This window comes from Micromonospora olivasterospora, assembly GCF_007830265.1.
Taxonomy (GTDB): Bacteria; Actinomycetota; Actinomycetes; order Mycobacteriales; family Micromonosporaceae; genus Micromonospora; species Micromonospora olivasterospora.
Map to the genome: position 1 here is coordinate 3031090 of NZ_VLKE01000001.1, position 12827 is coordinate 3043916.

The following is a 12827-nucleotide window of genomic DNA, read 5'->3' on the forward strand; positions in this document are numbered from 1 at the left end:
ATGAGCGGCACGGGTCAGCGCAGCCAGGGCGGGTTCCCCCGGCGGGACGCCGAGGGGCGGGTCGTCGCGTACGGCGACCTGCTCGGCATCGGTCTCGCGGGCGTGGTGATCGGGCTGCTGGCCCTGCTGGTGTTCGACTGGGGCTTCGCCACGGTCGGCGCGGGTGAGTTCGGCTTTGCCCGGGTGGCGGCGGCCCTGACGGCGGGCGTGGTCGCCGTGCTCGGCGGGATGCTGCTGATCGGCCAGGTCGCCGGACTGCCGCCGCTGCTCTCCGGCGGGCTGGCCGCCGCGGCGTTCACCCTGCTGTACGCGACGGTCTGGTTTCATGGCGTGCGTTGGCTCGGCCGCCGGACGGGCTGAACGACGATGCCGGCCCCGGGCGCGAACCGGGCCGATCGATGATGCCGGCCCCGGGGCGCGCCCCGGGTTGACCAACGCCGGCCTGGGCACGCCCGGGCCGAACATCCGCCCGGGCGTCGCGGCGGGGAACGGAGAGGGAACGTGAGCGCGGCGGTCAAGTACACGCTGGGCCGGATCGGGCTGTTCGTGGTGATCATCGCGGCGCTCTGGCCCGTCGAGATGAACATCTTCCTGAAGCTGATGCTGGCGCTGGTCTTCTCCGCCGCGCTCTCGTTCTTCCTGCTCCGCGGCTGGCGGGACGAGATGGCCGAGGAGATGGCCGGGGCGGCCGAGCGGCGCCGCGCCGAGAAGGAGCGGTTGCGCTCCGCGCTGGCCGGCGAGGACGAGCAGCCCAACCAGCGGCAGAGCGACGACGAGCGGTGACCGTGGCGCCGCCGCGGGCGGCGGTGCCACGGTCGATCCCGGACGCGACTACCAGTTGGTGGAGCCGGGGACCTGCGGCCACGGCCGGTTGTCCGGCTTGACCAGGTACGCGATGCCACCCGAGCCGCCGGCCACGGTGCCGTTGGCCCGGTGGCGCCTGGTGCGCAGCCAGATCTGCTCGAACTGCTCGCGCTTGTAGACGTTGCGCACCTCGGCGTTGGACGACGACGCCGGGTCGTTGACGATCACGTCACCGTCGGCGGTGAAGCCGACGACCACGAAGAGGTGGCCGGAGGTGCCGTAGTTCGACCCGTCCAGCTCCTCGGCGAGGAACGACTGCGACGTGATGACCGGGATGCCGGCCTTGATGAATCGCTCGACCTCGTCCAGCGAGTGCAGGCGGGTCACCCGGGCGTCGATGCCCGGGAAGGTCGCCGCGTACGCGGTGTTGAAGGGCCAGTTGCCGGCGCCCTCGTACTCGCTGTCCCAGGTCATCCGGGCGGCGTGGGCGACCTGCGGCTCGGTGTAGCCGGGGGTGATCCAGGACATGTCCTGGGCGGACGGCAGCTTGCCGTAGTACTCCAGCACCATCGTGGTCGACGTCGGGCTGCACCAGACCTGGCCGCCGCCGCCCCACTCCGGGTAGTTGCCGCGGTGGATCATCTGGGAGCGCGGCGGCACGGGCAGTTCGGTGCCCCACGCGATCCCGCCCTGGCTGGGCGTGACGGTGAACCGGTCGGGGATGTTGGAGCTCATCGCGCCGAGCATCCAGACCCGGGGCGACGCGGCCTGGCCGGGCTTGCGGTACAGGCTGAGCCGCAGCTGGTACGACCGCAGCAGCACCCCGGCCTCGGCGTCGTCGATGGAGAACGTGTCCGTCCAGATGGTCGACCACGGGTCACCCTGACCGTCCAGGGTGGCCCGCTTGATGTCCTGGTCGCCGGAGGCCCAGCGGCCCATCACGTACCACGGGGTCTGGTTGCCCGTGTTGTAGGTGCCCTGGAGCTCGACCTGCAGCCACGTGCCGGCCGGGGTGTCGGCGTTCCAGGACGCGACCAGCTCCGTCGCGTCGAAGCCGATCCGGGTCACCGGCGAGGTCCAGGTGGCGTACTCCCAGGTGCTGGTGGCGCCGGTGTGCTCGTCGGTGAAGTTGGTCGTGCCGGCGGGCCGGTCGATGGTGATTCCCGTGCGGTGACCGGGGAGGGCCCGGGTGCCCCGGTGCTCGCCGGAGCGCCAGTCGGGGTACGTGGACCACTCCTGGAAGGTGATCTGCTCGTCGTGCGCGACCACGGGCAGGTTGTTGTCGGCGTGGGCCGGCACGGCCGTGCCGACGAGGGTGAGCGCGGCGACGCCCGCGAGGGCGACCGCGCGTAGGGCTCTGCTGGCCATGTGATCTCCGCGAGGTGAGGCGGGTCAGGGCATCTTTGCTGGTCACTATCCCGCTTGGCGGGAAGTTTCGCCAGATCCTGGCGGATGGAAAACGATTGCCGGCGGGACGACCGGGCCGGGATGGATTGGAGAGTGAAAGATATTGATATGACCATGTGACGGGTGGTGAAGTGTGCAGCACGAAACGGGATCTCCCGTACTCCGAGGAGGTTGTCCATGGGCATCCCCGCCCCCGTCCGCCTGCGCCGCGCGCTGGTGCTCGCCGCCGCCGCCGGCCTGGGCCTCGTCACCGTGGCCGCCGGGCCGGTCTCCGCGCGACCCGCCCCGACCGCGCCGCCGACCCGGCCTCCGCCGAGTACCGGGTGCTCGGCCCGCGTACGCTGGCCGACCGCAACGCGGTGGCCCGCACCGGCGCCGCGATCGACTACGTCGAGCACGGCAAGCTGCACGTCACGGCCACCGCCGCCGAGGCGGCGGCGATCACCCGGCTCGGCTTCCGGCTGGAGAGGGAGTCCGCGCCCGCCCCCGCCGGGGACGTCGGCATCGCCGGCTTCCCGTCCGCCGACTCCAACTACCACGACTACGCCGAGCTGACCGCCAAGGTGAACCAGGTGGTCACCGACCACCCGGCCATCGCCCGCAAGTCCAGCCTCGGCCGCTCGTACGAGGGTCGCGACCTGATGGCCGTGAAGATCTCCGACAACGTCGGCACCGACGAGAACGAGCCGGAGATCCTGTTCAACTCCCAGCAGCACGCCCGCGAGCACCTGACCGTCGAGATGGCGATCTACCTGCTCGACCTCTTCACCGACAACTACGGCACCGACTCCCGGATCACCAACATCGTCAACACCCGGGAGCTCTGGATCGTCCCCACGGTCAACCCGGACGGCAGCGAGTACGACATCGCCACCGGCTCGTACCGGTCCTGGCGGAAGAACCGGCAGCCCAACAGCGGCTCGTCGTACGTCGGCACCGACCTGAACCGCAACTGGGGCTACAACTGGGGCTGCTGCGGCGGCTCGTCCGGCTCCACGTCGTCGGAGACCTACCGCGGCCCGTCCGCCTTCTCGGCCCCCGAGAGCCAGGCACTGCGGAACTTCGTCAACAGCCGGGTCGTCGGCGGCGTGCAGCAGATCAAGGCCAACATCGACTTCCACACGTACTCGCAGCTGGTGCTCTGGCCGTTCGGCTACACCACGGCGAACACGCCCACCGGGATGACGCTGGACCAGTACAACACCTTCGCCACGCTCGGCCAGCGGATGGCCGCCACCAACGGCTACACGCCCGAGCAGTCCAGCGACCTCTACATCACCGACGGCGACAGCCTCGACTGGCTGTGGGGGACTCACAAGATCTGGGCGTACACCTTCGAGATGTACCCCGGCTCGGCGTCCGGCGGCGGCTTCTACCCGCCCGACGAGGTGATCCCGCGGGAGACCTCCCGCAACCGGGAGGCCGTGCTCCTGCTCGCCGAGTACGCCGACTGCCCGTACCGGGTCATCAACAAACAGACCCAGTACTGCTGACCGGACCGGCCCGTCCCGCGCCGACGCGGGACGGGCCCACGTCGGCGGGGTGCGACCGGGGCGTGCGCTACCGTGGCACCGACCAGCCCGCAGCGAAGCCGGTGCGAACCCGGCGCTGTCCCGCAACTGTGATGCCCCAGCGGCGTCCGGCCCTCCCCGGGGCGGGCGCGGGGCCGGCCCGAGGCGGCCCGCCCCGACCCAGGCGTCGGCCTGTCGGCCGGCGCCGACGTGTGGGGCGAGCCAGGCCGCCTGCGGCGCGGTCGCGACAAGCGCCTTCGAGGAAGGGCGCCTCGCGGACGGGCGCCCGGCGACACGGCTCCTGTCGGCGAAGCACCACGCTCCTCGACCGACAGGAGGACAAGTGATCCGACGTACGCCCCGGCTGTTCGCCGCGACCCTCGCGGCGGCCGCGCTCGCGCTCGGTGCCTGCGCCGAGAAGACCGCCGACGCTCCCGAGCCCGGCGCCAGCTCGGCCGGCGCCGCCTTTCCGGCCACGGTCGGCGACCTGACGCTGGAGAAGCGCCCGGAGAAGATCGTCTCGCTCTCGCCGTCCGCGACCGAGATGCTCTTCGCCATCGGCGCCGGCAAGCAGGTCGCCGCCGCGGACAACAACTCGAACTACCCGGCGGAGGCGCCGAAGAGCGACCTGTCCGGCTTCCAGCCGAACGCCGAGGCCATCGCCGCCAAGAGTCCCGACCTGGTGGTGCTCTCCAACGACACCAACAAGATCGTCGACCAGCTCACCACCCTGAAGATCCCGGTGCTGCTCACCCCGGCGGCGACCACGCTGGAGGACACCTACCGGCAGATCACCGACCTGGGCACGCTCACCGGCCACGCGACCGAGGCGGCCGACGTCACCACCCGGATGAAGGACGAGATCGCCAAGCTGACGAAGGACCTGCCGCAGCGGTCGAAGAAGCTGACCTACTACCACGAGCTGGGCCCCGAGCTGTACAGCGTGACCAGCAAGACGTTCATCGGCTCGATCTACGCCCTCGCCGGCCTGGAGAACATCGCCGACCCGTCGGACGCCGACGGCAAGAACGGCGGCTACCCGCAGCTGTCCCAGGAGGTCATCGTCAAGGCCAACCCGGACTTCGTCTTCCTGGCCGACACCAAGTGCTGCCAGCAGTCCGCCGACACGGTCAAGGCGCGTACCGGCTGGGCCGGCATCACCGCGGTGAAGAACAACCAGGTCGTCGCGCTCGACGACGACATCGCCTCCCGCTGGGGCCCGCGCGTGGTCGACCTGCTGCGGGCCGTCGTCGACGCCGTCGCCAGGGTGCCGGCGTGACCCTCGGCAGGCAGCCCGGCACGGTCCTCGCCGACGGGTCGGGCGGGACCCTCGTGACGGGGCGCTGACCGGGTGTCGAAGACGGGTACGGCCGACCTCCCCGCGGGCCGGCCGGCCGGGCTGCGGCCCGGCTGGCTGGCCGTGGGGGTCGTCGCGGTGCTGCTCGCGCTGGTCGCCGGCGTGTCGCTCGGGCCGGTCAGCCTGCCGCCCGGCAGCGTCGCCGCCGAACTGCTCAACCTGCTGCCCGGCGTGCGCCTCGACAGCGGGCTGACCGAGCGCGAGGTCGCGATCGTCACCGAGCTGCGGCTGCCCCGGGTGGTCCTCGGGCTGCTCGTCGGCGGGCTGCTCGCCCTGGCCGGCGGCTGCTACCAGGGCGTGTTCCGCAATCCGCTGGCCGACCCGTACCTGCTCGGGGTGGCGGCCGGGGCCGGGCTCGCGGTCACCGCCGTCATCGCCCTCGGCGCCGGGGCCGGCGGCGCGCTGAGCGGGCTCCCGCTGACCATCCCGCTGGCCGCGTTCGTCGGCTCGCTCGGGGCGGTCGCCATGACGTACCTGCTCGGGGCGGCCGGCGGGCGGGGCCGCTCCCCGGCCACCCTGATCCTGGCCGGGGTCGCGGTGTCCGCGTTCCTCTCCGCCGGGCAGACGTACCTGCTCCAGCGCAACTCCGACAGCATCCAGCAGGTCTACTCCTGGCTGCTCGGTCGGCTGGCCACCGCCGGCTGGCACGACGTCCGGCTGGTCCTGCCGTACTTCCTGCTCACCGCCCTGGTGGTGCTGCTGCACCGGCGCGAGCTGGACGTGCTCTCCGTCGGCGACGACGAGGCGGCCAGCCTGGGCCTGCACCCGCAGCGGTCCCGGTACCTGCTGATCGCCGCCGCGTCGCTCGGCACCGCCGCCGCCGTCTCCGCGTCCGGGCTGATCGGCTTCGTCGGCATCATCGTCCCGCACACCGTGCGGCTGCTCGCCGGCGCCAGCTACCGGGTGATCCTGCCGCTGTCCATGCTGTTCGGTGGGGCGTTCCTGGCGCTGACCGACGTGGTCGCCCGGACCGCCGCCGCCCCCGCCGAGATCCCGATCGGCGTGGTCACCGCGCTGCTCGGCGGGCCGTTCTTCGTTCTGGTCCTGCGCACCGCCCGGCGGGTGCTGACGTGACCGGGGCGCCCGCCGTCGAGGTGCGGAACCTGCACGTCAGCCTGGACAAGGCGCCGATCCTGTTCGGCGTCGACCTGACCGTCGCCGCGGGCGAGTGGGTCGCCGTGATCGGCCCCAACGGCGCCGGCAAGTCGACCCTGCTGCGCGCCGTCGGTGGCCTGCTGCCCGCGCCGGGCGCCATCTCGCTCTTCGGTACGCCGAGCGAGGCGCTGCGCCGCCGCGACCGGGCCCGGGTCGTGGCCACGGTCGCCCAGTCCCCGGTCGTCCCCGCCGGCATGTCGGTGTTCGACTACGTGCTGCTCGGCCGGACCCCGTACGTCCCGCCGCTCGGGCGGGAGTCCGCCGCAGACCTGGCCGCCGTACGGGAGGTGCTGGACCGGCTGGACCTGGGCGGCTTCGCGCGCCGGGAGCTGGCCACCCTGTCCGGCGGCGAGCGGCAGCGCGTCTTCCTCGCCCGGGCGCTCGCCCAGGGGGCGACCCTGCTGCTGCTCGACGAGCCGACCAGTGCGCTGGACATCGGCCACCAGCAGGAGGTGCTGGAGCTCGTCGACCAGCTGCGCCGCGAGCACGGCCTCACCGTGCTCGCCACCATGCACGACCTCTCCCTCGCCGGCGAGTACGCCGACCGGATGGTCCTGCTGGCAGCCGGCCGGGTCGCCGCCGCCGGCCCGCCTCGCGACGTGCTGACCGAGGAGCTGCTGAGCAGGCACTACCGCGCCTCCGTCCGGGTCCTCCCCGGCGAGCACGGCCCCCTCGTCGTTCCCGTCCGCCCCCGGTGACCAGCCCTCACCGGGGAGGCGTGACGATCGAGAAGAGGGCGCCCTGCGGGTCGCGGAGCGCGGCGACGCGGCCCTGCGGGATGTCGCGGGGCGGGACGAGGACGGTCCCGCCCAGCTCGGCCGCCCGCGCGGCGGTGGCCTCGGCGTCCGCCACCGCGAAGTAGACCGCCCAGTACGCCGGCAGGTCGTCGGGGAAGTCGTCGGCCAGCAGCGGCGGCATCATCCCGGCGACGACCCGCTCGCCCAGCCGCCACCCCGTGTACGTCACCGGTTCCGCCGACTGCTCCTCCGGGTGCCAGCCGAAGACCAGCTCGTAGAAGACCTTCGCGCCGTCCGGGTCCGGCGTGATCAGCTCGTTCCAGCTCATCGCCCCGGGCACGTCGAACACCTCGGCCCCCCGGTGGGCCATCGGCTGCCAGGCGCTGAACACCGCGCCGGCCGGGTCGGCGAACACGGCCATCCGCCCCTGGTCGAAGACGTCGAAGGGCGCCACCAGCACCTGCCCGCCGGCCTCGGCCACCCGGGTGCTGACCAGACCGGCGTCGTCCGTGGCCACGTACGTCGACCAGATCGGCACCTGGTCCGCGGTGGCCGGCGGTCCGGCGCCGGCCACCGCCCGCCCGTCCTTCAGGAACGTGGTGTAGCCGCCGGCCTCCGGCTGCGGGGCGACCCGTTCGGTCCAGCCGAACAGTTCCGGGTAGAAGCGCCGCGCGCCCGCCAGGTCCGGAGTGGCCAGGTCGGTCCAGCACGGAGTGCCAGGCGGGACGCTGCTCACGTTGACCCCTCTCGGCAGGTGGCGACCCGGCGGGCGCCCTGCCGGCATCCTGGCACCGCCGCCCACCCCACCGGGCGGGATTCGGACAATCCGATCAGCGCAGCGCCTCGGGGAGCGGGGCGGTGTGCAGCACGGCGAGCCGGGAGACCGCTCGGGTGAGCACCACGTACAGCCGGTTCAGGCCGCGCGGCTCGGCGGCCACGATCGCGGCCGGCTCGACGACCACGACGTGGTCGTACTCCAGGCCCTTGACCATCGTCGCGGGCACCACGGTGACCCGCGCCGCGGCCTCCACGTCGTCGGCGGTCGCGGTGTCGATCCCGGCGTCGGCCAGCGCCGCGCGCAGGCCCGCGACCGCGTCGTCGGCGGCGATCACGCCGACCGAGCCGTCGTGGGCCAGCGCCGCGCGCACCTCGGCCACCGCCGCCGCGGCCAGGTCGGCCACCGCACGCACGTCCAGCGTCCCGTCGCGGCGCAGCGACTCGGCCGGCGGTACGTCCACCGAGAGCGCCGGCAGCAGCCGGTTGGCGAACGCCACCACGGCGGCGGGCACCCGGAAGCCGACGCTCAGCGGCACCACCGCCGCGTCGGGCTTGCCCAGGTGGGCGAGGGACGCCCGCCAGTCCCGGGCGGCCCACGGGGCGGTGCCCTGGGCCAGGTCGCCGAGCAGGGTGATCGAGCCGTGCTCGCTGCGCCGGGCGATGGCCCGGCACTGCATCGGGGAGAGGTCCTGCGCCTCGTCGACCACGACGTGCCCGAAGCTGGCGGGCCGTTCGAGCAGCCCGGCCGCCTCGTCGACCAGCACGGCGTCGGCGGCCGCCCACTTCGCCGCCTTCGGGGTGCGCGGGGGTTTCGCCCAGGTCAGCAGCGCCTGCTCGGCCTCGGTGAGCACGCCGTCGGCCGCGGCGGCGAGCGCCGCGGGGTCGGCGAGCAGGGTGTGCACGAGCCCCTCCGGGGTGAGCGCCGGCCAGACCGCGTCGAGGAACTCGGTCACCGGCCGGCACCTGCCCATCCGGCGGAGCCAGGCGTCGCTGGGCGACTCGGCGCGGCGGGCCTCGGCCTGGCGTTGCAGCAGGCTCACCACCCGGGCCCGGACCCGCTCCCGGCCGGTGGCGTACGGCAGCCCCTCCCGGCGGGTCTCCTCGACGACCCGGTGCAGCGGCTCCAGCCCGATCCGCCAGCGGAACGACCCGTCGGAGACCATGATCGGCTCGGTCGGCGCCCCGATGCCGCGCTCGATGGCCCGGCGCAGCACCTCGGCCATCCGCACGTCGTGCTTGAGCGCCGCCACCGCCGGGTCGTCGACCGCGCGCACCGGCGCCCGGGCGATCAGGTCCTCCACGGTCGCCTGCTCGACCTCGACCTCGCCGAGCGCCGGCAGCACCGCCGCGATGTACGACAGGAACGCCCGGTTCGGCCCGACGATCAGCACGCCGGACCGGCGCAGCCGCTCCCGGTGCAGGTAGAGCAGGTACGCCGCCCGGTGCAGGCCGACCGCCGTCTTACCGGTGCCCGGGGCACCCTGTACGCAGATCGAGTCGGCCAGGTCGGCGCGGACCAGCTCGTCCTGCTCGGGTTGGATGGTGGCGACGATGTCGCGCATCGGGCCGACGCGGGGGCGCTCGATCTCGGCGGTGAGGATGCGGCTGGCCGTGCCCAGTTCCTCGCCCCGGTCCAGGTGCTCGTCCTCGAAGCTGGTCAGCGCGCCGGCGCTGAACCCGAACCGGCGTCGGACCGACACGCCCTGCGGGTCGCGGGCGCTGGCCCGGTAGAACGACCGGGAGACCGGCGCCCGCCAGTCCAGCACCAGCGGCTCGCCGAGGTCGTCGGTGACGTGCCGCCGCCCGATGTGGTACCGGGCGTCGGCGAAGGTCAGCCTGCCGAAGAAGAGCGGCGTGGTCGGGTCGTCGGCCAGCTCGGCGACCCGCCGGGCCATGTGCCGGCCGAGCTGCTCGGCGGTGTACGCGTCACCGGCGACCTTGTCGCCCGTGGCGTACAGCGCCTCGGCCCGTTCCCGCATGCGCCGCAGGGCGTCGCGGGAGGTGGCGAGGTGCTCGCGTTCGGCGGTGAGCTGGTCGTCGAGGGTGTCGGCCCCGGCGGCGGGGCTGTTCCGGGCGGCAAGGGTCATCCGAGCAGACCTTCCGGTGCGTGCGTGTGATCGGTCGACCTGGGCCGCCCGGCGCTCCGTCGGCAGGTGTCGGCTGTGCCCGGTGGGAGGAGGACGCGCGGAATCCGCGCGGCGTTCGATCGTACGCGCCGGCACGGCAGCCAGCGAGTCAATTTCAGGCGGTGGCGAGGATGTCGGCGGGCGTGAACGTGCGGACTTCGGGATGGCCTGCCAGGGCGTCGTCCGCGCCGCCGCGAGACCAGAACGCGTACGTGGGGTGGGCCTGACCCGGCGGGGGTAGGTGCGCAGCCCGTCGTTGCAGATCGCCGAGGTCGCGTTGAGTGAGCGGTTTGGCCTGCCACCGGCATTCACCCACGAGGACCGGCTCGTCGCCGGTGAGCCCGAGCACGTCAATCTCGACGGTCTCGTCCTTCCACCAGCGCCCGACAACCGTGTCGCTGGGCAGTGCGCCAGCCGCCACCAGTCGCTGAGCGTGATCGCGGGCGGCGGCCTCGAAGACTCGGGCCAGGTGCGTCTGCCAGCGTCCGGAGGTGCGCTGCCGTACTGCCGCCCCCTGGCCGCCGTCGATCAGGTCGGCATCGTCTCGCAGAACTCGGAACCAGTAGGCAAGGTAGTCGTCGGCGATCTCGTAGAGGGGATCGGCGGAACCGCCGCTGCCGAGGGCGCGGACCGCCCGTACGTAGCCGGCTCGGCGCAGCCGGTCGAGGGTGTAGTCGATGCGCTGCTGCGCCCGGCCGGCTATCTTCGACCGCCGCCTGGCACCACCGGCCATGGCGGTGAGAACCCGTTCGTACCCACCGCGCCAGTCCAGATCTTCGGAGAGGATGTCCGGCGCGTCGCGTAGGAGCAACCCGCCAGGAGTGAAGGCCAACTCGTCGAGGTTCTCCTCGACGGATCGTCGTGGTGACCACCGGGCGAGGTGCAGCGGATAGCCGCCGCAGGCTGCGTAGGCCTGGATGAAGTCTGTCGGCGACAGGTCCGGCTGGAAGGCCCGCGCATCGATGAGTGGAAAGGGGTCCATTCGCCGTTCGACACTGGCGCGGCGGTGCAGGCCACCCTGTGGACCCAGCATCTGTTCCATGACCGCGACCGCCGAGCCGGTGAGTACCAGCATCAGCCGTTGGCTCCGGACGTGGTTCTCCCACACCGCGGAGACGGTGTCGGCGAAGTCGGCGTGCCCGCCGGTGAGACGGGGGGCTTCGTCGAGGACCACCAGCAAAGGCTCGGTGCGGGCCAGCCCGGCGACGAACCGTAGGGCTGCCTCCCAGGTCGGGAAGGTCTCCGGTGCCAGGTCCGTAACCTCGTCGCCGAGTTGCTCGCGGAGCGCTCCGGCGAACCGACGTAGCTGTCGGACGTCGCTGTCTTGACGGGTGGCCGTGAAGTAGATCGCGCGCTTGCCCTCGGCGAAGTGGGTCAGCAGGTACGTCTTGCCGACCCGCCGTCGCCCCCAGACAACGGCCAACTCCGGTTCACCGCTTCTGGCGCGCTCCCAAGCCGCGGTCAGTTCCGCCAGCTCGGTCTTCCGTCCAACGACCTGCACAACATCACGGTACTACAAACAATTTGTAGTACAAGCTGTTTGTAGTACACCGTCTTGCAGGTACTGCCAAAGGTCCGTTCCAGGGTGCCGGCCCAGCGCACCTGACGCGCGACGGCCAGCGCACCCGGGACTGGATCCGCCGGGCGCCACGACGGGCGGCTGCTCGGGGCCGGGCTGGCCCTGCTCGGCTTCTGCTGCCTGGCGGTGCTGGCCTCCGCCGCCGTGCCGTCCGCGCTGCTGCTGGTGCCGATCTGGCTGCTCGGCGGCGTAGCCAACGGAGGGGACAACGTCCTGAACAACGTGCTGCTCGCCCGCCGGGTCCCCGAGGCGGCGCGCGGACGGGCGTACGCGGTCTTCGGCGCCGCCGCCCAGGGCGCCGCGATGGCCGGCTTCGTGGCCGGCGGCGTGCTGCTGGAGCTGTTCGACCCCCGGCCGCTGGTGGCGGCGTGCGGTGTCGCGGGGACTCTGGTGGTCGCCGCGCTGGCCGTCCCGGTCGTCCGCGCTGCCCGGGCCGGCCGGGCACCGGTGGCGGCTGCGGAATTCACCACTCCGGGGCCAACCCGCTGAGCGCCGCTCGGGTGCCGGAGATACGGTCGCGGCATGGCTGACCGCATTGCCCGTCCCCGGGTCGGACACATCCAGTTCCTGAACTGCCTGCCGATCTACTGGGGGCTGATGCGGTCCGGCGCGCTGATCGACGTCGATCTGCACAAGGACTCCCCGGACCGGCTCAGCGCCGCGCTCGTCGCCGGCGACCTCGACATCGGGCCGATCTCGCACGTGGAGTACCTGCGCCACGCCGACGAGCTGCTGCTCCTGCCCGACCTGGCGGTGGGCAGCGACGGCCCGGTGCTCTCGGTCAACGTGGTGTCGACCCGGCCGCTGGCCGAGCTGGACGGCGCCCGGGTGGCCCTCGGCTCGACCTCGCGGACGGGCGTGCTCCTGGCCCGGCTGCTGCTCGGCGAGCGGTACCGGGTCAACCCGGAGTACTTCCGCTGCCCGCCCGACCTGACGCAGATGCTGCTGGAGGCGGACGCGGGGGTGCTCATCGGCGACGTGGCGCTGCGGGCGCTCTACGAGGCGCCCCGGCGCGGGCTGGAGGTCACCGACCTCGGGCAGGCGTGGCGGGACTGGACGGGCCTGCCGATGGTGTTCGCCGTCTGGGCGGTACGCCGCGACTTCGCCGCCGCCCACCCGGGGCTGGTCAAGGAGGTGCACGAGGCGTTCCTGCGCTCCCGCGACCTCTGTCTGGCCGAGCTGGACCAGGTGGCCGAGGCGGGCGCCCGGTGGGAGCCGTTCGACGCGGACACCCTGGCCACGTACTTCCGGACGCTGGACTTCTCGCTCGGCGAGCGGCAGGTGGCCGGGCTGCGGGAGTTCGCCCGCCGGGCTGCCGAGATCGGCGAGGCGCCGGCCCTGCCCGAGGGCGGCCCGGAGTTCTTCGCGGGCTGA

Annotated in this window: 11 protein-coding genes and 1 pseudogene; 8 read left to right on the forward strand and 4 right to left on the reverse strand. The window is 73.2% G+C overall.

All coding sequences use genetic code 11. The annotated features are described in order from the left end of the window. Together JD77_RS13890 and JD77_RS13895 are read left to right on the forward strand one after the other, a co-directional pair. Positions 1–360 carry a hypothetical protein gene (locus tag JD77_RS13890; protein WP_145774764.1) on the forward strand — a complete coding sequence of 120 codons (360 nt, stop codon included), beginning with the start codon at positions 1–3 and terminating at the stop codon, positions 358–360. Between the two features lie 141 nt (positions 361–501). Beyond that, a complete protein-coding gene (locus tag JD77_RS13895; RefSeq protein WP_145774765.1) occupies positions 502–783 on the forward strand; it encodes a DUF4229 domain-containing protein in 282 nt (93 codons plus the stop codon). A gap of 48 nt (positions 784–831) precedes the next feature. Here JD77_RS13895 and JD77_RS13900 read toward each other — a convergent pair whose 3' ends face one another. Further along, entirely contained in the window at positions 832–2172 is a 1341-nt protein-coding gene (locus JD77_RS13900) for a C39 family peptidase (RefSeq protein ID WP_145774766.1), read from the reverse strand. A gap of 216 nt (positions 2173–2388) precedes the next feature. Between JD77_RS13900 and JD77_RS13905 the strand changes: the two are divergent. From JD77_RS13905 to JD77_RS13920, 4 genes and pseudogenes are all read left to right on the forward strand, one after another. Further along, positions 2389–3701: pseudogene (locus JD77_RS13905) on the forward strand (M14 family metallopeptidase); the annotation flags it as partial. Between the two features lie 364 nt (positions 3702–4065). After that, positions 4066–5001 (forward strand): ABC transporter substrate-binding protein, encoded by a 936-nt coding sequence (locus tag JD77_RS13910; protein WP_145774768.1) that lies wholly within the window; start codon positions 4066–4068, stop codon positions 4999–5001. 72 nt (positions 5002–5073) lie between these two features. Then, positions 5074–6153, forward strand: a complete 1080-nt coding sequence (locus JD77_RS13915; RefSeq protein ID WP_145774769.1) for a FecCD family ABC transporter permease — start codon at positions 5074–5076, stop codon at positions 6151–6153. Beyond that, positions 6150–6932, forward strand: a complete 783-nt coding sequence (locus tag JD77_RS13920) for an ABC transporter ATP-binding protein (protein ID WP_145774770.1) — start codon at positions 6150–6152, stop codon at positions 6930–6932. Before JD77_RS13915 ends, JD77_RS13920 begins: the two co-directional genes overlap by 4 nt. Positions 6933–6939: 7 nt before the next feature. Here the strand turns inward: JD77_RS13920 and JD77_RS13925 are convergent, their stop codons facing one another. From JD77_RS13925 to JD77_RS13935, 3 genes are all read right to left on the reverse strand, one after another. After that, complete coding sequence (locus JD77_RS13925) at positions 6940–7707, reverse strand: VOC family protein (RefSeq protein ID WP_145774771.1); 768 nt, start codon at positions 7705–7707, stop codon at positions 6940–6942. A gap of 94 nt (positions 7708–7801) precedes the next feature. After that, positions 7802–9835 carry a HelD family protein gene (locus JD77_RS13930; RefSeq protein ID WP_145774772.1) on the reverse strand — a complete coding sequence of 678 codons (2034 nt, stop codon included), beginning with the start codon at positions 9833–9835 and terminating at the stop codon, positions 7802–7804. Between the two features lie 154 nt (positions 9836–9989). Next, positions 9990–11375 (reverse strand): ATP-binding protein, encoded by a 1386-nt coding sequence (locus JD77_RS13935; RefSeq protein WP_145774773.1) that lies wholly within the window; start codon positions 11373–11375, stop codon positions 9990–9992. A gap of 159 nt (positions 11376–11534) precedes the next feature. On the opposite strand from JD77_RS13935, the gene JD77_RS13940 reads away from it, so the two are divergent. Together JD77_RS13940 and JD77_RS13945 are read left to right on the forward strand one after the other, a co-directional pair. Beyond that, entirely contained in the window at positions 11535–11942 is a 408-nt protein-coding gene (locus JD77_RS13940) for an MFS transporter (RefSeq protein WP_145774774.1), read from the forward strand. A 33-nt stretch (positions 11943–11975) separates the two neighbouring features. Further along, the gene (locus JD77_RS13945) at positions 11976–12827 is read left to right on the forward strand and encodes a menaquinone biosynthetic enzyme MqnA/MqnD family protein (RefSeq protein WP_145774775.1); all 852 of its coding nucleotides are present in this window, start codon (positions 11976–11978) and stop codon (positions 12825–12827) included.